Below are 19,079 nucleotides of genomic sequence, written 5' to 3'. Positions count from 1 at the left end.
TTATTCCTTGGAAGTCGATGCTGCTTTCGCGGCGATCTTGGCGTCTTTTGCTTCAGGTTTTGCGGGAGCGACGGGCGCGGTCGGGTCGAAATCCATCGCCACCATCTGCGGCGTCACGGGCGCGCCGGGGCGCACGCGCTGCAAGCCGTTGACGACGATTTTTTCGCCCGCTTTCAAGCCTTCTCGCACCACGCGCAAGCCGTCCGAGGTCGGGCCCAGCTTGACGGCGCGGTATTCGGCCTTGTTGTCGGCGCCCACCACGTAGACGTATTTGCGGCTTTGATCCGTGCCGACGGCGCGGTCGGAGATCAACAGCGCCGTGCTTTGCGCGTGCGGGCCGTTGCCGCCGTCGAGCTGGATGCGCGCGAACAGGCCCGGCACCAGCTGGCGCTCGGCGTTGGCGAAGGTGGCGCGCATGCGCACGCTGCCCGTGGCCGGGTCGAGCTGGTTGTCGACGAATTCCAGCTTGCCTTCGTGCGGGAAGCCCGTTTCATTGGCCAGGCCCACCTTGACGGTGACGGGCGTGCCCTTTTGCGCCGTGCCGGCCACGCGCAGGTAGGTATCTTCATCGCCATCGAAGCTGGCGTAGATGCGGTCCGTCGACACCACCGACGTCAAAATGGCGGAAGCGTCGATCAGGTTGCCGACGGTGATTTCCGCCTTGCTGACGCGGCCGCTGATCGGCGCCTGCACCTGCGTGTACGACAGGTTCAGCCTGGCCGCTTCATACGCGGCTTGCGCCGAGCGGACATTCGCGTCCAGCTCTTTCAGGCCCGAGGCCTTTTCATCGAATTCGCGCTGGGCGATGGCTTTTTCGGCCAGCAGCTTTTCAGCGCGCGACAGTTCCAGCTTGGCCAGTTCCGCCTTGGCGCGGGCCGAGGCGGCCGTGCCTTCGGCGCGCGACACTTCAGCCTGAAATGGACGCGGATCGATGACGAACAGCACATCGCCCTTCTTCACTTCGCTGCCCGGCTTGAAGTTGACGGCCGTGATGAAGCCGCCGACGCGCGAGCGGATTTCCACGCGCTCGATCGCTTCCAGGCGGCCCGAGAATTCCTGCGTTTCCGTGATCTGTTTTTCAACGACGGCGGCGGCCGAGATGGGCGGGCCGCCGGCCGCTGGCGCGTCGGGCACCTTGCTATTGGCCGAATCGCAGCCGGCCAGGCTCACGGCCACCAGTCCCGCCAGCGCGAGCGAGGCCGCCAGGGGCTTGATGAGTGTACCTAAGGTGGAAAATTGTTGAACGTTTTTCATTTTATTTCCCTGTTTTATGAAAATTTCTAATGATATGGGCGGCAGAAAGCAACCCAGCTGAAAAAGTGAATGGTGGTGCCATGGCGCCCGACGGCGCTCGATCAAAGGTAAACAGGCCGCCAGCTGCTTGAAAGCGGACGGGGACGACGAAGCTGGCTGTGCGAACGCACAACGCAGACAGGAAGGGAACTACACTGCGTAGTGTAGCAACCGAAACTCAAAAAGTAAACTGATTAGTGTAATTTTTTTGCAGTGCCGCAGATGGCGGCTTTATGACTCGGGCTCCTGCCCCAGTCCGGCGACGAAACTGCTAATTTCGCTCAATACCTGCACCTTGCAGGCGCATTCATTACGGGCGGTCGCGTCTTGCAGCGGCGCGGCGGCCATGCGCCGCACGGTGGTCTTGATGCCGCAGGCGATCAATTTACTGCCGTATTGTTCAGCCTCGTCGCGCAATGGGTCATCTTCGCTGGACAAGATCAAGGCTGGCGGCAGGTTCTTCAGGCGGCTCGACTGCAATGGCGACGCGTACGGATGGGTACGGTCAGCGGCATTCGGCAGGTAGCCGCGGTAGGCGGCGGCGCACTGGTCGGCCACTTCGGCCAGGTCCGGACAGGTCGGCAAGGAGCGCATCGAGCAGGTCGACAGGCCGGGGTCGAGCATGGGCATGATCAGCACCTGGCCCGCGAGGGGCGGCCCGCCCCGGTCGCGCGACATCATGGCGCACACGGCGGCCAGGTTGGCGCCCGCTTCGATGCCCGACACCACCATCTGCTTGCCCGTCCAGCCCAGCTTGGACTTGTTCTTTTTCGCCCACAGCAGCACGGCATGCGCGTCTTCCACGGCGGCGGGGAATGGCCGCACCTTCGCCAGCGTGTAGTTCGCGGCCAGCACCACGTGGTCGGGATTGCTCAGCACGAGGCAGCGCAGGAAGTCGTCCGCGTCGTCCAGGTCGCCGGCCACAAAGCCGCCGCCATGGAAGAAGACCATCAGGTTCGGCTGCTTGGCACCCGGCACGCCGGCCGTGTAGACGCGCGCGCCGAGCGCATCCTGCGCGCCCTGCACTTGGATGTCGCGTATCTTCAGCGCCTGGCCAGGTGCCAGTTCGGCCGTGGTGTCGGCAATGCTCATTGCGCCACCACCGGCTGCACCGCCACATCGCGTACCGCGTCGTTCAGGCACAACAGGGCGACGCCGCCCACTTCATGGGTCAGGGCGCTATAAGCGCTGGCTTCGCTTTGCGCCGCCAGCGAGTAGGCATCCGTCGATACCATCGCGGCCAGAGCAAGCAGGCTCGCCGCCAAGGCGAATACTGCAAAGTTTCCATTCCGATGACCCATGATGTTTCTCCTGTTGTACTTCCTGCGGCATCACATTTATGCTGCAGTACAACAACTATAGACTTGATCTACAATCTGATAAAGAGTGCAATGCCGAATTGATTGTTCAGGATTCTGAATAATCACGCAGAAAGTGATAGGAAATCAAGTGAACAAGCTGCAAGCCATGGAAGTTTTCATCCAAGTCGTCGATGCGGGCGGTTTTACGCGCGCGGCGGAAAACATGCAGTTGCCCAAAGCCACCGTGTCGACCCTGATCCAGTCGCTGGAAGCGAGCCTGTCGGTCAAGTTGCTCAACCGCACCACGCGCCACGTCAGCATCACCTCCGACGGCGCCGCGTATTACGAACGCTGCGTGCGCATCCTGTCGGACGTGCGCGAAGCCGAGGAATCGCTGTCGCGCACGCGCTTGAGCCCCAGCGGACGGCTGCGCGTGGATGCGCCCACGGCCCTGGCCAGCGAACTGATCATCCCCGCCCTGCCCGACTTCTTCGCCCGCTACCCCGATATCTCGCTGGAACTCGGCTGCAGCGACCGCCCCGTCGACCTGATCGAGGAAGGCGTCGACTGCGCCGTGCGCGGCGGCGAACTGGGCGATTTGAACCTGATCGCGCGCCGGGTCGGCGTGCTGCATTTCATCACCTGTGCCGCGCCCGGCTACCTGGCGCGCTATGGCACGCCGCTGCACCCGAACGATCTGGCGCAGCACCGGGGCGTGAATTTTTTCTCCGCCAAGACGGGCAAGACCTTTGACTGGGATTTCACGCGTGCCGGCGAACGCATCCAGATGTCCATGCCCAGCCATATCGCCCTGAACGACTCGAACGCCTACGCGGCGGCCGGCCTGGCGGGCCTGGGCATCGTGCAAATGACGCATTTCATGCTTGCGCCCCTGATGGAACAGGGCAAAATGGTGGAATTGCTGGGCGATTGGGAATCCGACCCGCTGCCCATCCACGTGATCTATCCGCCCAACCGCCACCTGTCCGCCAAGGTGCGCGTATTCGTCGAATGGGTCGCCGACATGTTTACCAACCACCCGGCCACGCAGCTGAAGGGCAAGAGCACCCTTCCCGCGCGTGCCGCCCTGACCGAGGCCCAGCCATGACCGCAGCAAGCACACCGCCGCACCCGCACCGCATCGTCTTTCTCGACCGCGACAGCCTGATCGCCACCGTGCGCCCGCCCGCCTTTGCCCACAGCTGGGAAGAATATCCGCATACCAAGGGCAGCGAGCAGACGGTAGCCCGCCTGCAAGGCGCCAGCATCGCCATCACCAATAAAGTGCCGCTGCGCGCGGCAGAACTGGCGCAGCTGCCCGACCTGAAAATGATCGCCGTGGCCGCCACGGGCACGGATATCCTCGACCTGGCCGCCTGCCGCGCGCGGGGCATTATCGTCGCGAATATCCGCGACTATGCGCGCGCCACCGTGCCCGAGCACACCTTGGCCCTGATGCTGGCCCTGCGCCGCCAGCTCATCGCCTACCGCGCGGACGTGGAAGCGGGCCTGTGGCAGAAGTCCGACCGCTTCTGCCTGTTCGGCCACCCGATCCGCGACCTGGCCGGCAGCCGCCTGGGTTTGCTCGGCTACGGCGCGCTGGGCAAGTCCGTGGCCCAGCTGGGACGCGCCTTCGGCATGCAGGTGATCGTCCACAACCGTTCCCCGATCGAGGAAGACGGCGTAAAGGAAGTGAGCTTCGACGAACTGCTGGCCAGCTCCGACGTGCTGAGCATGCATCTGCCGCTGACGGACAAGACGCGCAACATCATCGGAGAGCAAGAGCTGGCGCGCATGCAGCCCACGTCGCTGCTGATCAACACGGCGCGGGGCGGCCTCGTCGATGAAGCGGCGCTGGCCGACGCATTGACCCGTGGCGTGATCGCCGGCGCCGGCTTCGACGTGCTGTCGAAGGAACCGCCGTCGCCCGACAACCCGCTGTTGAACTTGCGCCTACCCAACTTCATCCTCACCCCGCACACGGCCTGGGCCAGCGGCGAGGCCATGCAAAAGCTGGCCGACATTCTGATCGGCAATATCGAAGCGTTCGAGCGCGGCGCTCCCGTGAACGTGGTGGCATGAACGTCTTGCACGAACTCGATGAACTGCTGGGGCTGGACGGCGACGAATACGACCGCCTCGACCTGTTTCAGGAGGCGGACGAACTGATCGGGCAACTGCGGACGGCCGACGTGCCCGCGCTGCTGGCGCTGTGGCAAGCGCGCAACCTGTGCTGGCAGCAGCGTTTCACGCAAGCGAGTACCAACATCGACGGTGCCGTGCTGCGCGCGCTGCTGGCCGGTTTGCTGCAGATCAGGGAGACGACGCACGGCGTGTTCGAACTGATGTCGCGACTGCCGCCCGTGGCCGACCATTCCCCGCTCAGCGAGGCACTGCTCGATTACGCCGAGCGAGCCTGGCATGCGGACCAGGGGCGGCACCGGCAAATCCAGATCAGTTGCTGGAGCTGCGGGCTGTCGGGCCGGCTGCTGAAGCGGCTGGGGCTGTCTGCCTGGAAGGAAGCGGGGCTGTAGGCCTTACGGCGCGGCGGGACGCTCAAAACTGAAACCCGGCGCATACGCATGATAGCCATCGAAATCGCCCTTGCCGATGGCCGCGCCGCCGCTGCGGGCAATCGCATACGCCATGCTGAAGTGAAAGTAGAAATTCGGCAAGATGTACAAATTCAAATACTCGCCGGCCGGCAGCGCGATGTCGGCAAAGCCGGCGCGGTCGCGGCAGATGCGCTCAAGCGGCCCGTCGAAGCGCTCCACGGGAATCGCCTTGAGATAACGCATGGTCTGCGCGATCTGTTCCTGCAGGCTGGCGGCGCCGCTGAAATCGGCCACCTCCAGCCCCGCCAGCGGGCAGCAGCCGCGCAGCGAAAAGCTTACGGCCGCGCGCACTTGCTGGGCGAACGGCAGCATGTCCGGGTGCAGCCGCGCGGCCAGGATCTGCGGCTGGGCCTCGAGCTTGTCCAGCATGGCCGACAACTGACCCAGCGAGCGGCAAAAGATGGCGACGGGGTGGCTGTTCATCATTTCCTTGTGCAAGATTCAAGATGACAAGAGTGTGCCACAGGCACCCGCGTCCCCGCAGCGTTATCGCCGGTGCTTGCTGAAAAATTCCCACATCACCTCATTCGCATCGACGGCGCGCGTGGTCTTGCCGATGGGCAGGCCAACATTGAAAGCGTCGGCACCGGGCCACGTGTGGCCACCGTCCTTGACGGCAAGCAAGGCCACCTTGGCGCCGCCCGCACCCTGCTCCAGCCAACTCACTTGCGTGGCGTCGCCCGCAGGCCCGGGAATCAGGCGCGGCTGCGGCGTGGCGCCGTCGATGCCGTTGTGCCTGCGCCAGTAATCGTACGTGCCTTCGGCCGACAGGTAGCCGGCGGCCTTGCCCTCAAACAGCACGACCTTGTCGGCCATGCCCTGTATCAGCAGCATGCCGACCTTGTCCTTCTGCTTGTGATGCTGCAGCACGGGTTCCGGCATGGGAGCGCCCACCGAGGCGACGGCGGCGAAATGCTGAGGCAGTTCCGCCGCCAGGCGCAGGGCAAAGAAACCGCCGCGCGACAGGCCCGTCGCATACACGCGCTTGTCATCGATGCGGTAATCCTGCTTGAGCTTGCTCAATATCGCTTGCGTAAAACCGACGTCATCGGTGCCGGCCAGGTAATCCATGCCGAAGCCCACGTTCCAGTCCTGCTTGATGCCTTGCGGATAGACGACGATGAACCGGTACCGCTCGGCCGCCTTGTTCATTTGCGTGTACAGCATCTGTTCCGCCATGCTCATGCCGCCGCCATGGAAATTGAAGACGACGGGAAAGGTCTGCTGGGGCTGGCTTTGATACGCCTCCGGCGTATAGACGATGTAGCGGCGCTTTTCCTCCTTGTGGACGAGGCTGCTCACTTGCGCCAGTGCGGGGAGGCTGGTGCACGCCAGCACCAGCAGGCTGATAAGAAACTTCATGCGGTTTTCTCCATTCATCAAGAGCTTGCAGCTTACGCAGGCGCCGGTGAAATCGCGGTGAAATCTCCCTGCTTTTTATCGTATCTGGAGGGGAATGATGTCGACGCGATAGTGCGCCTCGCCCGGATGGAAACGGATATCCCAGCGCATGGCTTGCGCCACGCGCCCCAGCAAACTTTGTCCGTGCGCAAATCCCTGGACGCGCCGCAGCTGCCCCGCCGGCACGGTATTGCCGATGCTCAGACGGCCTTGCGCAAACGCAATGTTGATGCGGCAAGCGGGGCCGCCATGGAACAGGGCATTTGCCAGGCAATTATTGATGAGCAACATCGTCAACTGCGGATTGCCGACGACCTCCAGGCGCTCGGGCAAGTCCAGGGTCAGCAGACTGGCGTCCCACGGATGTTCGTCGAGCAGGCGCAGCAGGCATTGCTCGATGCAGGCGCGCAGCTCCATCACGTCGCCGGGCAGTTGCTCGGCCCGCGCCAGCGCGAACAGCACCTCGATGGTGGCGCGCATGTCGTCGACACCCTGGTGCAGCTGCGCCTGCCCGTCTGCCGTCAAAGGCTGCGCGCCGGCCAGCGCCAAGCCGTTGTGCATCAAGGTCAGCGGCGTGCGCAGTTCGTGGCTGACGTCGCGCGCGAATGCCTGTTCGCGCCGCAACACCGTTTGCAGTTCGGCAAACGCGGTTTCCAGGCGGCGCGCCAGGAAACCGATCTCGTCGGGACGATCGCGCTCGCTGAAATGGACGGCGCCGCCGGGCGCCAGCTGGCGCGCTTCCCGGGCCAGGCGCTGCAGGGGCAGCACGAGGCGCCGCGCCAGCCAGTATGCCAGCAGCAAGGCCAGGGCGATCAGCGCCAGCGCCACGCCAGCGACGACACCGCCCACCTCCCGCACCAGGCGCTGCACTACCAGCACGGGCGCCACGTCGGCCAGCAGATACGCGCGCTGCGGCTGGCCGGCGGCAACGAGGTCCAGCGCCAGCACGTGATAATGCTGGCCCGTCGTCGTGAACACTTCCCCGTGCGGGGCAGACGGCGGCACGTGTGCGCGCACCGCTTGAGGCAAGTCAAGGTAGCGGCCATAAACCGTGATGAGGTCGCTGCCAGACGGCGTAAGCTCACCGTGCTGGCGCAAGCGCTGGCTGACCACCGCCGCTTCGCGCTCGAGCAGGCGCTGCACCAGCATGTCTTCCGTCACGTAGGCGATCACCAGCGCCAGGCCCGTGTAGCACAGGCACAGCAGGACGGTGAAGCCGGCCAGGGCCGCAAACAGGCGCTGCCGGATCGACCTAACCATCGCCGGCCGCCGCATCGAAGGCCAGGCGGTAGCCCAGTTGCGGGATGGTCACGAGTACACCCGCCGCGCCAAGCAACTCCAGTTGCTTGCGCAACGCGTAGATATGCGATTTGAGCGCGTCGCTGTCGGGCGGCTGGCTGCCCCACAGGGCTTGCAGCAAGGCCGAGCGCGATACGGCATGCGGATGTTCTCGGCACAGCAGCAGCAAAATTTTAAAAACCGTCTGCGTCAGCGGCAGCGGTACGTCGCCGACCAAGGCGCGCCCTGCGCGCGTCTGCAAGGTGAAGGGCCCCACGCGCATTTCCTGGTGCACGTGCAGCTGCTGCCGTCGCGCCAGCGCTTCGCAGCGCAAGGCCACTTCGCGCAAGTCGAAGGGCTTGGTCAGATAGTCGTCGGCGCCGTCGCGAAAGCCGCGTGCCTTGTCTTCATAAGAGTCGCGCGCCGTCAGCATCAGAATCGGCACATTGCTGGGCGCGGCCGCCTTGATGGCGCGGCACACCTGCAAGCCATCGATATCGGGCAGGTTCAGGTCCAGCAGCACCACGTCATAAGTGTTGCGCGTGGCCAGCGCGACACCGAGCGCGCCCGTGCCCGCATGGTCCGTCTGCCAGCCCAGGCCGTCGAGGAAGTCGACCACCTGGCGCGCGATGGCCAGGTGGTCTTCCACCAGCAGGATGCTCAAGGGCGCTTTGCTCATGGAATACCGGCAAGGCGCGCATACAGCCAGAAGTTGCCCGATCTTCCGCGGATTTGCCGGTAGCAGCGCAAATAGCCTTCCCGCTCGAAAGCGCAGCGTTCGAGCACGCGCAGCGAACGCTCGTTGCTTTCCAGCACGGTCGCCTGGATGCGCAGCAAGCCCAGGCGTTGAAAACCCCAGCCCAGCATGGACTGGACAATGGACGTGGCCACGCCCTGCCCCCACACGGCGGGCGCCAGGTCGTAGGCGATTTCGGCCGTGCGGTGCTGCGGAGAAATCGCATTCAAGCCGATGGTGCCCACCAGTTGGCCGCCGTCGCGCAGCACGACGGCCAGGCGCATGGGCGAAGCCGGCTGGGCCGACGCGTAATCATCGAAATTGGCTTGCAAATCGTCGATGCCGCGCACGTCCCAGCTCGTGTGCTCGACGACGACAGGGTCGGCCAGGTAGGCATACCAGGCGGGCGCGTCGCTGCGTTCCAGTGGGCGCAAGGTCACGAGGGGATGGGTGGAACAGGGCAAATCAGCCGGTTTCATCGTTTACTCATGGAATAGTCAATCGACGGGGCAATCGGCGGCCAGCCAGGCGGCGAAATCATCGGCGGCCCGCTCGAAATCGCCGCGCTGCATCGAGCCATGGTCCACCAGGTACACGGCGCGGTCAACGCCATCGAGCGCCAGCATGACGGCGCGCCCGCCGCTGTCGTCGCCGATGGTCATGTAGCCGGGGCAAAATTGCTGCGTCTCATACGTTTCATTGCGTTCCCGTAAGCTGTCCACGCCGTACAGCAATACCTGTTCGCCGCGTATGCTCTCTTGCCCATGCTGCAGAAAACGCAGGTAATACGCCGGCAAGGGGGCACCCAGCCAGCGTTCAAGCGCGTCGATCGCTTGCCCGCTCACGCGGCATCCTTGCGCCGCGCTTCCCACTCGCGCCGCAGCAAGCCGTACAGTGCCGAATCGCTGACATGGCCGCCGACGATCCAGCGCTCCGGCAAAAAGCCTTCCCTGTTAAAACCCTGGCGCTCGAGGGCACTGGCCGAACCGGCGTTGAGCGGGTCGATATCGGCTTCCAGGCGGTTCAGGTCGCGCTCGACAAACGCGTACTCGATCAGCGCCGACAGCGCTTCGTGCATATAGCCACGGCCCCAGTGCGGACGCGCCAGCGCGTAGCCGATCTCGGCGCGGCGGTTCTGGCGGTGCACGGAAAACAGCGTGCAGCTGCCCACATATTCGCCCGTCTGCTGCAGTTCGATGGCGAAGCGGAAGAACTCTTCGTTCTCGAAGGCGGCGCTGTCCTCGGCGATCTGGCGCGCGGCGCGGCCGGCATCGTCCCAGGGCGGCTCGCTGAAATAGCGCATCACGTCGGGATCGGCATGCATGGCGAACAGGGCCGCCTCATCGGATGGCTGCGGCTTGCGCAGGATCAGGCGTTCGGTGGTGATGGTCTTGCTGTAAGTCATGGCGCTCCAGTCTGGCGGCAAACGGACGAATGCTTATTATTCCATGCAACTATAACGAAGTGGCAATTTTGTGACGGTGCTTTTAATGTAATATGGCAATATTTCGACCATATCATTGATGCAACTTCATGATCCGCTCATGCACGCAGTAAAACACGCAGCCAACACCGAAGCCGACCATGTCCATCCCTAAAATCCACCTCACCATGCCGCTTGCCCTGGGCGCACTGTCCGTCTGGCTGGGCTTGAGCATGGGCGGCCGCTGGCTGGAATCGGCCGGCTACGCCTTGCCGGGCGCCGCCGTCACCGGCCGTATCGGCCTGTCGTGGGCGCTGGCCGCCGTGTTCGCACTGGCGCTGCTGCTGGCATCCAGCCGGCCCCGCGAAGCGGGCCTGTGCGCGCCGCAGCCGTGGAAAACGGTGTGGCTCGCCTCGCCGCCCCTGCTGTATGCGCTGCTGATGCTGTTGCTGGCCTGGGCCGGCGGCTGGCCGCAACCGCGCGTGCTGCTGATCGTCGCCTGCAATGCGGCGCTGGTGGCCGTCTCGGAAGAGCTGATGTTCCGCGCCATCTTGCTGCAAGGAATGCTGGACCGCTACGCCGTCTGGCCCGCCGTCCTGATGTCCTCGGCGCTGTTCGGCCTGGCCCATACGGCCAACGGCCTGGCCACGGGCGACGTCAGCGGCGCCCTGTGGCAAGCCGTGGCCGCCACCCTGCAAGGCGTCGGCTATGCGGCCATCCGCCTGCGCACCCGCTCCATCTGGCCCATGGTGCTCGTGCATGGACTGTGGGATTACGCGCTGGTGACGGCCACCTTGCCGCACCCGGCCGAGGATGGCGCATCGATCCTGCCGTATATCGCCCTGCTGGCCGTGCTGCCCCTGTGCCTGTACGGCGTCTACCTGCTGCGCCCCAGCCAGCGGGCCGCCATATCTCAACTGCAACGATAAGGACTGTGCATGGCGTTTTTTTCACGTGATTACGAGGTATTCCTGCTGCTGGCCGCGCCCGATGCCATACCGCTATGGGATGCGGCGCAATGGACGCCGTTTGCCGCCAGCCTCGACGGCCTGATGGCGCAGGCGCGGGGCAAGGCCGGCGTGCGCAGCCATCAGTACAATCCCAAGGGCAAGCCGATTCCCTTTGGCCGCCTGGGCTGGGACGCCAAATCGCACGCGAAGTGGACGCACACGCCGGCCACGACGCAAGCGCGCTTCATGAGCCTGGAAGCATGGGCGCCCACCTGGACCGTCTGCGAAAAGGACGACCAGGCGCCCGATGTGTTCCTGGCCCTGGCCAATGAATCGCTGCTGGGACTGGCAGGCAAGCCCTTGCAGTTCACCCAGCGCCTGGTGTGCGCCATCGCCACGGACATGGGCCCGGAAGCGGCCGCCACCTTGCGGCAAGCGCTGGCACAACTGGCCGCGCAGCAAGGTGCCGTCGTCTTCGCCCATACGCACCGTCAGTGGGGACGCGCCTCGCCGTATGGCGGTTTCACGGGTGCCATCCAGGACATGCTGATCGGCGGCCTGTTCCAGGCAGACGACCCGCATGCGCGGCTGCTCGATGACACCGCGTTCCAAGATGTATGGAGCAAACTCGACATCCACCATGCATGAACGGACTCCCATGCCACGCCTGAGCTTTGCCATCCTGCTGTGCTGGAGCGTCCATGCGGGCGCCTTCGAACTGAGCGGCACCATCCGCAGCAACGGCCCGCCGCTGCCGCAAGCCATCAGCATCGTTGCCGAGCGCATGCACGGCGAGCCGCAGATACATGGCACGGTCGAAAATGGCCGCTACCGCATTGATGTACCGGAAGGCGGCACACTGGCACTGCTTTTGCAATCGCCCGGCTGGGAAGCGGAACCCAAGCTCATCTTCAGCGTGGCCACGGCGGGCGCGCTGGACTTCCTGCTGTATCCGGCCGCGGTGCCCGAGGCGGCGCTGGCAGCCGAATTGCGGACCATGGAACAGGAAGACCAGGCCCTGCGCGCGGGATTCCCGCCAACGGGGCCGGACCTGGCCACGCGCCAGCGCATGCTGGCCACGGATGAAGCACGCGAGCAACGCTTGCGGCACATCATCGCCAGCAAGGGCTGGCCCACGCAAACGATGGTCGGCTACAAGGCGGCGGGCAGCGCCTGGCTGATCGCCCAGCATGGCTCCAGTGCCTTCCTCAAAAGCAGCCTGCCGCTGATGCGCGCGGCAGCGGCACGGGGAGAGATCACGCCCTCGAAGCTGGCACTGGCGATCGACCGCGACTTGAGCAATGACAAGCTGCCGCAGCTGTACGGCAGCCAGTTCCGCACGGATAGCACCGGCAAGACGGTGCCCTTCCCCATCGACGATCCGCAGCGCCTGGAGCAGCGCCGCGCCAGCATGGGCATGGAACCGTATGCGCAGTACCGACAGTTATTCGAAAAGGACAATTGACAACGCCAACCGTCGCATGGCATCGTTGCGCCATGCCATCGCCATTCCCGCCCCTGCCATCGATTATTGCCGCCATTTCACACATGGTGGCTGGACAGGAATGACATTGACCAAGCCGCCTGCAAGGCGGCTTTGATCGGCAACAAACAATCAAGACGTCTCGCAGGCTTTGTTTTCACTTTCAGCGAGCGACCATGCACACCACTTCCAGCACCCCCGTTATCCCCACCTTGCACCTCGTGTGCGGCAAGATTGCCTCGGGCAAATCCACCTTGACCAGCCAGCTTGCGCAAGCGCCGCATACCGTGCGCATCAGCGAAGACACCCTGCTGGCGCAGCTGTATCCGGGCCAGATCGCCAGCCTGGCCGACTATGTGGCCTGCGCGGCGCGGCTGCGCGCGGCCATCGCGCCTCTGGCCCTGCAGATGCTGCGGGCGGGCGTGTCCGTCGTGCTCGATTTCCCCGCGAATACGCCCGCCAGCCGCGCCTGGATGCGCGAGCTGTTCCAGCAGGCGCGCGTGCCGCACGTGCTGCACTACCTCGACGTGACGGATGAAGAATGCAAGGCGCGCTTGCGCCGGCGCAATGACAGCGGCTTGCACCCGTTCTCCACCAGCGACGCGCAATTTGATGAAATCACGCGCCACTTCACGCCGCCCGACGCCTCGGAAGGCTTTGATATCGTGCGGATTGCCGCTTAAAACGTCCCCGGCAGCAGGATTTTTTTATCCACCTGCTGCAGGTCGCGCAAGCCGCAAAACGCCATCGTCAGATCGAGTTCATTGCGGATGATGTCCAGGCATTTGGTCACGCCCGGGCCGCCCATGGCGCCCAGGCCGTATAAGAATGGGCGGCCGATGTACACGCCTTTCGCGCCCAAGGCCACGGCCTTGATCACGTCCTGGCCCGAGCGGATGCCGCCGTCCATGTGCACTTCGATCTGGCTGCCGACGGCGTCGACGATGGCGGGCAAGGCTTCGATCGACGATTGCGCGCCATCGAGCTGGCGCCCGCCATGGTTCGAGACGATCAGCGCGTCGGCACCGCTGTTGACGGCCAGGCGCGCGTCTTCGGGGTCCATGATGCCCTTGATGATCAGTTTTCCGCCCCAGCGCTGCTTGATCCATTCCACGTCCGCCCACGACAGGCTCAGGTCGAACTGCTGCTGCGTCCAGGCCGACAGCGACGACATGTCGGACACGGACGTGGCGTGGCCGACGATGTTGCCGAAGCCGCGGCGTTTCGTGCCCAGCATGCCCGCCACCCAGCGCGGCTTGGTGGCCATGTTGAGGATATTCGGTATGGTCAGTTTCGGCGGCGCCGACAGGCCGTTGCGCAAGTCCTTGTGACGCTGGCCCAGCACCTGCAAGTCCAGCGTCAGCACGAGCGCGCCGCACTTGGCCGCCTTGGCGCGGTCGATCAGGCGGTTGATGAATTCGCGGTCCTTCATCACGTACAGCTGGAACCAGAACGGTTTGCTCGTGTTCGCCGCCACGTCCTCGATCGAGCAAATGCTCATCGTCGACAGGGTGAACGGCACGCCGAAGCGCTCGGCCGCCTGGGCCGCGAGGATTTCGCCATCCGCATGCTGCATGCCCGTCAAGCCCGTGGGCGACAGGGCCACCGGCATCGAGACGGCCTGCCCCACCATGGTCGAGGCCAGGCTGCGGTTTTCCAGGTTGACGGCCACGCGCTGGCGGAATTTGATCTTGGCAAAATCGCTGTTGTTGGCGCGGTACGTCGATTCCGTCCAGGAGCCGGAATCGGCGTAGTCGTAAAACATGCGTGGCACCCGTTTCTGGGCCAGCACGCGCAAGTCTTCGATGCAGGTGATGATACTCATGCGTTTCCTCGGTCGATGGCTAGTCGGACCATGATCGTGCATTTACCGGTAATTGTCTATCCGGCAGGCAAGCCTGCCGGATGGCGCTTCGCTTACCAGTCGCGCGCGCCGAGGATCTTCTCGCCCAGTTCGCTCAAGCGCGCCTGCGGATAGCGCAGCTTTTCCTTGTCCTCGGGGTCGCCGGGAAACGCATAGCCCTGCGGTGCGCTGCGTTCGCGCCAGCTTTGCACCCGCCAGTCGCGCAAGGCCTGGTTGTCTTGCTGGGCGGGCGTAAAGGAAATATATTGCGCCAGGCGCACTTGGTCCGTCGACGTGTTCGGGCGGATGCCGTGCGCCAGCAGGCTGTTGAAGATCAGCAGTTCTCCCTTCTGCATGGCGATGAATTCCATCGGGTACGGCACCGTCGCCAGGTCCGGCTGCCACGGGTTGCGATCCGCCGGCACGGTCTTGCGCCATGCGAGCAAGTTGTTGAACAGCTCCGGATAGCACTGGAAACCGCCGCTCTCGGGCGAGGTGTCGGACAGGGCCAGCACGCCCTGCACGTTGACGGGCAGCGGGTCGAGCGTGGTGTCCGCATCCCAGTGGATGAAGCCGCCAAACTTGCGCTTGCCATGGTTGGGCGTGTTCAGGTTGGCGCGGTCGATCGTCACCCACAAATCCTGACGGTCCCAGATGTCGACAAAGGCGTCGTAGACGCGCTGGGTCTGGCGGTTATCCCACAGCGTCTGGTTGTGATAGGCCTCGACCATGCCGGAGCCGTTGAGTTCCTTCATCGCATGGTCGCGCAATTGCTCCCGGTTCCAGGTGGCGGGGTCATGCTGGTCGAGTCCCTGGAATTCCCACAGGAAATCTGTCGTGCGCCGCACTTGCTCGGGCGACACCGCATCCTTGACGATGACGTAGCCATAGGTTTGCCAGTGCAGGAAATCGCTGTCGGACAGCACGCGCAGGGGCAGCTGTTTTTGTATGTCGCGCAGCTGGGTCTGTTCCGTGTAGGCCACGGACGGGTTGCCGGGACGGTCTTCGCCGTATTGATATCGATCTTCTTGCATCGCTGTCTCCTGTGTTGGTGTGAGACAGATTGTGCGATGGCATGGCAGGCTGAAATGCGCGCCAAGCGGCCAATACTGATACTATCCTGACTATTCATACGCTTCAAACGTCACAATGACGCCTTTATTTGAACAAGTCACGATCCCGGCCGGCCACTCCTGGGGCTTGCTGTGGCGCGAACTCGACACCATTCCCTTCATCTGGCATTACCACCCGCAGTTCGAGCTGACCCTGACGATCAATGCGCGGGGGCAGCGCTACATCGGCGACCACCTCGGCGACTTCGAACCGGGCGACCTGGTGCTGCTGGGACCGAATTTGCCGCACACGTGGTCGGCCAGCGAGCGCATCGACAGCAGCCAGCCGATGCTGGCCGTCGTCGTATGGTTTTCATTGGAGTGGCTGGAGCGGCTGGCGGCCTGTTTTCCCGAGTTGCTCAGCTTGCGGCAACTGGCGGCACGCGCCGGCCCTGCCCTGCATTTTTCAGCGGACACGAGCGCGCGCAGCGCTGATAAACTGCTGCAACTGAACGCCCTGCCCGTGCCGCAGCGCTTGCCGCTGCTGCTCGACGTGCTGCTGGACCTGGCGGGCGATACGGGCGCGCGGCCGCTGGCCTCGACGGCGCAGGCGCCGCTGCCCGATGGGCAGCAAAAACGCATGGCCGGCGTGTTCGATTTCATGCACGCGCATTTCCGGGAAGAGATCGCACTGGAGAGCCTGGCGCAGCGGGCGGCCCTGTCGCTGGGCGCGTTTCACCGCTGTTTCAAGCGCCACGCGCATTGCACGCCGGGCGCGTACCTGGCGCGGCTGCGCATCGGCCGCGCCTGCCAACAGCTGATCGAGAGCAATCTCGCCATCGCCGTCATCGCGCAAGAGGCGGGCTACCGCAACCTCGCCCATTTCAACCGCCAGTTCCGCGCCGCCAAGCACGTCACGCCGCGCGCGTTTCGCCTGCAATACCGGCGCGGCGTCAAAGACCTATCGTAAATCCGTTCGGAAACGAAAAAGGGGATCAGATTTTACAATCTGATCCCCGATATTCTGGTGCGGCTGGCAGGAATTGAACCCACGACCCCTTGGTTCGTAGCCAAGTACTCTATCCAGCTGAGCTACAGCCGCCTAAGACAAGATTATAGCAGGGCTTTGCAGAATGGCAAAGGGCGTGGCGGCGATATTTCACAATTGACGCCCTCCCCGGTTTTTCACCGGCCGCCCCGCCACTTGCATTTTTAATCACATTGATGTTCTGATTGCGGCGCAAAACCGACACGCTGATGACTGATTGGCCATTATGAACGCATTCAAGAAAAATAAATTGCAATTCATGGAAAACTTTGAGAATGTTTACTAGCAGTAATTCCAAAAAAAATACCAAGGGGATGTCATGAAAATAAACTTGCATAAATTGCCTCTGGCCGCCGCCTGCGCGGCCACCCTCCTTCTTGCCGCCTGTGGCGGCGGCAGTAGCAGCAGCCCCGCCGACCCGGCTCCGCCCGTCGTGCCGCCGCCGGCAACGACGCTCAGCGGCACTGCCGCCGTCGGCGCGCCCATCTCGGGCAGCGTGGTGGCCATCGACAGCAAGGGCAAAGTCTCCACGGCGGTCAATACCGGCGCCGGCGGGGCATTTACGGTGGACGTGGCCGGCATGACGGCGCCGTTTTTCCTCAGCATCACCGGCTCGTCCGGCGGCAAGCAGGTGACGCTCAATTCCATCGCCACCGCGGCGGGACAAACCGTCAACATCACGCCGCTGACCGACCTGATCGTCTCCACGGCGTCGGGCCAGCCCGGCGGCACGGCCCTGGCCGCCGTCTGCGCCCCCGTCGCCAATACGGTATCGGCCGCCTGCACCTCGGCCCTGGCCAATGCCGCGACGCAGCAACGGCTCGATGCGGCCGTGGCCGCCGTCGTCGCCATGATCAAACCGATTAATACCGGCAATACCAATCCGCTGACGGGTGCCTTTGTTGCCAACGGCACGGGCATGGACGCCGTGCTGGACCAGATCCTCGTCGCGCCCGCGGAAGCGCAGGGCGCCATGGCCACCGTCACCCTGATCGCCACCAACAGCGCGCTGGGCAGCGTGACCCTGCCGGCCGCCGCCGGCGGCGCGCCGACGATACCGGCAGCGACGCCGCCATCGGACGCCGACCTGGCCAAGGCGACGGCCGCGGCCACTGTCTTGCCGGAAATCCGCGCCTGCATGGCCTCACTCAGCGCCCTGTATCCGAAGACGGGCTTCGTCGTGCCGTCGGCGGCGGCCGTGTCGCCGTTCATCGACAGCAGCTTCAACATGGGCGCGGCGGTGGGCAAGGCCGACATTGTGTCCGCCCTGAGCAGCGCGGACCAGGCTGCCCATGCGGGCCTGACGATCGAGGCGCTGGGCCTGGCCAGCGTCAGCATGCAGCCTTTGAGCGCCGATGAAATCGCCACGCTGACGTCCGCGAGCAGCACTTCGACGACGCGCGTCGCCGACTTCATCGGCAATCGCCTCGGTGCCGGGGCGACGGCCATCGCCTTTACTTCAGGCAAGCCCAGCAGCGCATGGGTACAGTTACGCATAGGAACAGATGCGGGCATGCTCAACTGGAAGCTGGTCAAGACGGGCGACACCAGCGGCTGCGCCGGCGGCTGGAAACTGGCCGGCAGCGGCCACCTGGACATGCACATGAATGCGCGCATCCAGCGCAACTTCGATGCTGCAGGCACGGCCAGCTTTGCGCGCGAATGGGCAGCCCACGTCGAGCTCGACACCGTGCTGCAGGAAAATCCGGCCGTCAACAAGATCGACGTGCGGGGACCGGGCCTGACGACGTTCGGCGACTTCCAGATACCGGGCACGGCCGGCAGCAAACTGCAGCTGATCCTGCCGGCCACCGGCTACACCCACATGCGGGTGGCCGACAGCAATGGCGCCGCCAGCACTTTCTACAATAACGCGGAAGCGATCCAGAGCTGCCAGGACCTGGCCAGCCTGCCCGCCAATACGCCGGGCCTGGGCGCGGGTACGGCTTGCATCGACGAAACGAAAGTGGCGCCTGGAAAAATCTACGTGTGGACCCTGAAAACGCCGAATGGCGCCGTCAGCGCCTTCCCGTTCCAGATCAATGCCGTGCCCCTGTCGAAAGCGTTTGCCAAGGCCAACCAGGCCAGCCTGTTCGCCACGCTCACCAGCATCACGCCGGCGAAACTGTCGTCCATCCCGGCCGCCGCCCTGCTCGATGGCGCGGTGACCTTCAATTACACGCAGTCGGCCACCTACGGCTCGAAAATGGATAATTGCGGCCTGTATCTGTTCAATAACACCACGCCGGTGCTGAACGCGGAGCAAAATGCAGTTGGACAAGAAACCTCGTGCACGTTCACGACCTCGGGGCTCAATGCGCTGGCCTCGAACGTGGCGGACCCGGCGCAATCCGGCGCCTCGCTGTTCCAGTTCACCGGTCCCGTGACAAGCGGCGGATTGTGGGTGACCACCATCGTCCTGGGCAACCAGGCGTCGTCGGGCCAGCCTTACCCGAATTGACGGGGCCCGGCCACTGCAGCGCGCCGCGATGGGGGCGGCGCGCTGCAGGCTTGCCTTTCGCTGGACGAAAAAAAACCCGGAAAGCGAACTTTCCGGGTTTTTTTCACTACTGCTGATACTGGTGCGGCTGGCAGGAATTGAACCCACGACCCCTTGGTTCGTAGCCAAGTACTCTATCCAGCTGAGCTACAGCCG

Annotated in this window: 22 protein-coding genes and 1 tRNA gene; 9 read left to right on the top strand and 14 right to left on the bottom strand. The window is 64.2% G+C overall.

Annotated features, from left to right (window positions below; translation table 11 throughout):
* The 3 genes from AC1RBA_RS00115 to AC1RBA_RS00105 form a co-directional block, all read right to left on the bottom strand.
* A complete protein-coding gene (locus tag AC1RBA_RS00115; RefSeq protein WP_121669927.1) occupies positions 1 to 1,254 on the bottom strand; it encodes an efflux RND transporter periplasmic adaptor subunit in 1,254 nt (417 codons plus the stop codon).
* 270 nt (positions 1,255 to 1,524) lie between these two features.
* The gene (locus tag AC1RBA_RS00110) at positions 1,525 to 2,385 is read right to left on the bottom strand and encodes an alpha/beta hydrolase (protein WP_230504654.1); all 861 of its coding nucleotides are present in this window, start codon (positions 2,383 to 2,385) and stop codon (positions 1,525 to 1,527) included.
* Entirely contained in the window at positions 2,382 to 2,594 is a 213-nt protein-coding gene (locus tag AC1RBA_RS00105; protein ID WP_162995731.1) for a hypothetical protein, read from the bottom strand. The genes AC1RBA_RS00110 and AC1RBA_RS00105 overlap by 4 nt, the downstream gene beginning before the upstream one ends.
* 148 nt (positions 2,595 to 2,742) lie before the next feature.
* Here AC1RBA_RS00105 and AC1RBA_RS00100 point away from each other — a divergent pair, with 148 nt between their 5' ends.
* From AC1RBA_RS00100 to AC1RBA_RS00090, 3 genes are read left to right on the top strand one after another with little or no spacing between them, the layout of a single operon-like run.
* Positions 2,743 to 3,702 (top strand): LysR family transcriptional regulator, encoded by a 960-nt coding sequence (locus tag AC1RBA_RS00100; protein ID WP_070289287.1) that lies wholly within the window; start codon positions 2,743 to 2,745, stop codon positions 3,700 to 3,702.
* Positions 3,699 to 4,676 carry a D-2-hydroxyacid dehydrogenase gene (locus AC1RBA_RS00095; protein ID WP_492415944.1) on the top strand — a complete coding sequence of 326 codons (978 nt, stop codon included), beginning with the start codon at positions 3,699 to 3,701 and terminating at the stop codon, positions 4,674 to 4,676. Before AC1RBA_RS00100 ends, AC1RBA_RS00095 begins: the two co-directional genes overlap by 4 nt.
* The gene (locus AC1RBA_RS00090; RefSeq protein ID WP_492415942.1) at positions 4,673 to 5,128 is read left to right on the top strand and encodes a hypothetical protein; all 456 of its coding nucleotides are present in this window, start codon (positions 4,673 to 4,675) and stop codon (positions 5,126 to 5,128) included. The genes AC1RBA_RS00095 and AC1RBA_RS00090 overlap by 4 nt, the downstream gene beginning before the upstream one ends.
* Before the next feature lie 3 nt (positions 5,129 to 5,131).
* On the opposite strand, the gene AC1RBA_RS00085 is transcribed toward AC1RBA_RS00090, so the two are convergent.
* The 7 genes from AC1RBA_RS00085 to AC1RBA_RS00055 all read right to left on the bottom strand — a co-directional run bounded on the left by AC1RBA_RS00085 (position 5,132) and on the right by AC1RBA_RS00055 (position 10,029).
* On the bottom strand, positions 5,132 to 5,635 hold the full coding sequence (locus AC1RBA_RS00085) for a DUF1993 family protein (RefSeq protein WP_492415940.1): 504 nt from the start codon (positions 5,633 to 5,635) through the stop codon (positions 5,132 to 5,134).
* A gap of 60 nt (positions 5,636 to 5,695) precedes the next feature.
* A complete protein-coding gene (locus AC1RBA_RS00080; protein WP_492415938.1) occupies positions 5,696 to 6,571 on the bottom strand; it encodes a CE1 family esterase in 876 nt (291 codons plus the stop codon).
* Between the two features lie 75 nt (positions 6,572 to 6,646).
* Positions 6,647 to 7,870, bottom strand: a complete 1,224-nt coding sequence (locus AC1RBA_RS00075; protein WP_492415936.1) for a sensor histidine kinase — start codon at positions 7,868 to 7,870, stop codon at positions 6,647 to 6,649.
* Positions 7,863 to 8,567 carry a response regulator transcription factor gene (locus AC1RBA_RS00070; RefSeq protein ID WP_492415934.1) on the bottom strand — a complete coding sequence of 235 codons (705 nt, stop codon included), beginning with the start codon at positions 8,565 to 8,567 and terminating at the stop codon, positions 7,863 to 7,865. The genes AC1RBA_RS00075 and AC1RBA_RS00070 overlap by 8 nt, the downstream gene beginning before the upstream one ends.
* Positions 8,564 to 9,103: a GNAT family N-acetyltransferase gene (locus AC1RBA_RS00065; RefSeq protein WP_492415932.1), complete on the bottom strand. Its 540-nt coding sequence runs from the start codon at positions 9,101 to 9,103 to the stop codon at positions 8,564 to 8,566. Before AC1RBA_RS00065 ends, AC1RBA_RS00070 begins: the two co-directional genes overlap by 4 nt.
* Positions 9,104 to 9,121: 18 nt before the next feature.
* Positions 9,122 to 9,469, bottom strand: a complete 348-nt coding sequence (locus AC1RBA_RS00060; RefSeq protein ID WP_492415930.1) for an SMI1/KNR4 family protein — start codon at positions 9,467 to 9,469, stop codon at positions 9,122 to 9,124.
* Complete coding sequence (locus AC1RBA_RS00055; protein WP_492415929.1) at positions 9,466 to 10,029, bottom strand: GNAT family N-acetyltransferase; 564 nt, start codon at positions 10,027 to 10,029, stop codon at positions 9,466 to 9,468. Before AC1RBA_RS00055 ends, AC1RBA_RS00060 begins: the two co-directional genes overlap by 4 nt.
* Positions 10,030 to 10,208: 179 nt before the next feature.
* On the opposite strand from AC1RBA_RS00055, the gene AC1RBA_RS00050 reads away from it, so the two are divergent.
* The 4 genes from AC1RBA_RS00050 to AC1RBA_RS00035 all read left to right on the top strand — a co-directional run bounded on the left by AC1RBA_RS00050 (position 10,209) and on the right by AC1RBA_RS00035 (position 13,163).
* Positions 10,209 to 10,976, top strand: a complete 768-nt coding sequence (locus tag AC1RBA_RS00050; protein WP_230504636.1) for a CPBP family intramembrane glutamic endopeptidase — start codon at positions 10,209 to 10,211, stop codon at positions 10,974 to 10,976.
* A 9-nt stretch (positions 10,977 to 10,985) separates the two neighbouring features.
* A complete protein-coding gene (locus AC1RBA_RS00045; protein WP_492415927.1) occupies positions 10,986 to 11,645 on the top strand; it encodes a hypothetical protein in 660 nt (219 codons plus the stop codon).
* 10 nt (positions 11,646 to 11,655) lie between these two features.
* Positions 11,656 to 12,462: a DUF6624 domain-containing protein gene (locus AC1RBA_RS00040; RefSeq protein WP_492415925.1), complete on the top strand. Its 807-nt coding sequence runs from the start codon at positions 11,656 to 11,658 to the stop codon at positions 12,460 to 12,462.
* 194 nt (positions 12,463 to 12,656) lie between these two features.
* Positions 12,657 to 13,163 (top strand): P-loop nucleotide/nucleoside kinase family protein, encoded by a 507-nt coding sequence (locus tag AC1RBA_RS00035; RefSeq protein WP_070289277.1) that lies wholly within the window; start codon positions 12,657 to 12,659, stop codon positions 13,161 to 13,163.
* On the opposite strand, the gene AC1RBA_RS00030 is transcribed toward AC1RBA_RS00035, so the two are convergent.
* Positions 13,160 to 14,305 (bottom strand): alpha-hydroxy acid oxidase, encoded by a 1,146-nt coding sequence (locus AC1RBA_RS00030; protein ID WP_070289276.1) that lies wholly within the window; start codon positions 14,303 to 14,305, stop codon positions 13,160 to 13,162. The genes AC1RBA_RS00035 and AC1RBA_RS00030 overlap by 4 nt on opposite strands.
* Before the next feature lie 92 nt (positions 14,306 to 14,397).
* Positions 14,398 to 15,357: a phytanoyl-CoA dioxygenase family protein gene (locus tag AC1RBA_RS00025; protein ID WP_070289275.1), complete on the bottom strand. Its 960-nt coding sequence runs from the start codon at positions 15,355 to 15,357 to the stop codon at positions 14,398 to 14,400.
* Positions 15,358 to 15,472: 115 nt separating this feature from the next.
* Between AC1RBA_RS00025 and AC1RBA_RS00020 the strand changes: the two genes are divergently transcribed.
* Positions 15,473 to 16,345: a helix-turn-helix domain-containing protein gene (locus tag AC1RBA_RS00020; RefSeq protein WP_492415924.1), complete on the top strand. Its 873-nt coding sequence runs from the start codon at positions 15,473 to 15,475 to the stop codon at positions 16,343 to 16,345.
* A 55-nt stretch (positions 16,346 to 16,400) separates the two neighbouring features.
* On the opposite strand, the gene AC1RBA_RS00015 is transcribed toward AC1RBA_RS00020, so the two are convergent.
* Together AC1RBA_RS00015 and AC1RBA_RS00010 are read right to left on the bottom strand one after the other, a co-directional pair.
* Positions 16,401 to 16,477 (bottom strand) — tRNA-Arg (locus AC1RBA_RS00015).
* Positions 16,455 to 16,760 carry a hypothetical protein gene (locus tag AC1RBA_RS00010; RefSeq protein WP_139142988.1) on the bottom strand — a complete coding sequence of 102 codons (306 nt, stop codon included), beginning with the start codon at positions 16,758 to 16,760 and terminating at the stop codon, positions 16,455 to 16,457. The genes AC1RBA_RS00015 and AC1RBA_RS00010 overlap by 23 nt, the downstream gene beginning before the upstream one ends.
* Here AC1RBA_RS00010 and AC1RBA_RS00005 point away from each other — a divergent pair.
* Positions 16,755 to 18,884, top strand: a complete 2,130-nt coding sequence (locus AC1RBA_RS00005) for a hypothetical protein (protein WP_070289273.1) — start codon at positions 16,755 to 16,757, stop codon at positions 18,882 to 18,884. The genes AC1RBA_RS00010 and AC1RBA_RS00005 overlap by 6 nt on opposite strands.
* The last annotated feature ends 195 nt before the right edge of the window (positions 18,885 to 19,079 follow it).

This window comes from Janthinobacterium sp. GW823-FHT03B06 (assembly GCF_058796955.1).
The sequence above is the reverse complement of the archived record's forward strand: the minus strand, read 5'-3'. Positions and strand labels throughout refer to the sequence as shown.

Coding starts and splice junctions, on each gene's coding strand:
- AC1RBA_RS00055 (WP_492415929.1), bottom strand. CDS start 10,029: ATGACTTACAGCAAGACCATCACCACCGAACGCCTGATCCTGCGCAAG.
- AC1RBA_RS00025 (WP_070289275.1), bottom strand. CDS start 15,357: ATGCAAGAAGATCGATATCAATACGGCGAAGACCGTCCCGGCAACCCG.
- AC1RBA_RS00040 (WP_492415925.1), top strand. CDS start 11,656: ATGCCACGCCTGAGCTTTGCCATCCTGCTGTGCTGGAGCGTCCATGCG.
- AC1RBA_RS00045 (WP_492415927.1), top strand. CDS start 10,986: ATGGCGTTTTTTTCACGTGATTACGAGGTATTCCTGCTGCTGGCCGCG.
- AC1RBA_RS00080 (WP_492415938.1), bottom strand. CDS start 6,571: ATGAAGTTTCTTATCAGCCTGCTGGTGCTGGCGTGCACCAGCCTCCCC.
- AC1RBA_RS00075 (WP_492415936.1), bottom strand. CDS start 7,870: ATGGTTAGGTCGATCCGGCAGCGCCTGTTTGCGGCCCTGGCCGGCTTC.
- AC1RBA_RS00010 (WP_139142988.1), bottom strand. CDS start 16,760: ATGCAAGTTTATTTTCATGACATCCCCTTGGTATTTTTTTTGGAATTA.
- AC1RBA_RS00035 (WP_070289277.1), top strand. CDS start 12,657: ATGCACACCACTTCCAGCACCCCCGTTATCCCCACCTTGCACCTCGTG.
- AC1RBA_RS00115 (WP_121669927.1), bottom strand. CDS start 1,254: ATGAAAAACGTTCAACAATTTTCCACCTTAGGTACACTCATCAAGCCC.
- AC1RBA_RS00050 (WP_230504636.1), top strand. CDS start 10,209: ATGTCCATCCCTAAAATCCACCTCACCATGCCGCTTGCCCTGGGCGCA.
- AC1RBA_RS00090 (WP_492415942.1), top strand. CDS start 4,673: ATGAACGTCTTGCACGAACTCGATGAACTGCTGGGGCTGGACGGCGAC.
- AC1RBA_RS00030 (WP_070289276.1), bottom strand. CDS start 14,305: ATGAGTATCATCACCTGCATCGAAGACTTGCGCGTGCTGGCCCAGAAA.
- AC1RBA_RS00020 (WP_492415924.1), top strand. CDS start 15,473: ATGACGCCTTTATTTGAACAAGTCACGATCCCGGCCGGCCACTCCTGG.
- AC1RBA_RS00085 (WP_492415940.1), bottom strand. CDS start 5,635: ATGATGAACAGCCACCCCGTCGCCATCTTTTGCCGCTCGCTGGGTCAG.
- AC1RBA_RS00065 (WP_492415932.1), bottom strand. CDS start 9,103: ATGAAACCGGCTGATTTGCCCTGTTCCACCCATCCCCTCGTGACCTTG.
- AC1RBA_RS00070 (WP_492415934.1), bottom strand. CDS start 8,567: ATGAGCAAAGCGCCCTTGAGCATCCTGCTGGTGGAAGACCACCTGGCC.
- AC1RBA_RS00095 (WP_492415944.1), top strand. CDS start 3,699: ATGACCGCAGCAAGCACACCGCCGCACCCGCACCGCATCGTCTTTCTC.
- AC1RBA_RS00105 (WP_162995731.1), bottom strand. CDS start 2,594: ATGGGTCATCGGAATGGAAACTTTGCAGTATTCGCCTTGGCGGCGAGC.
- AC1RBA_RS00110 (WP_230504654.1), bottom strand. CDS start 2,385: ATGAGCATTGCCGACACCACGGCCGAACTGGCACCTGGCCAGGCGCTG.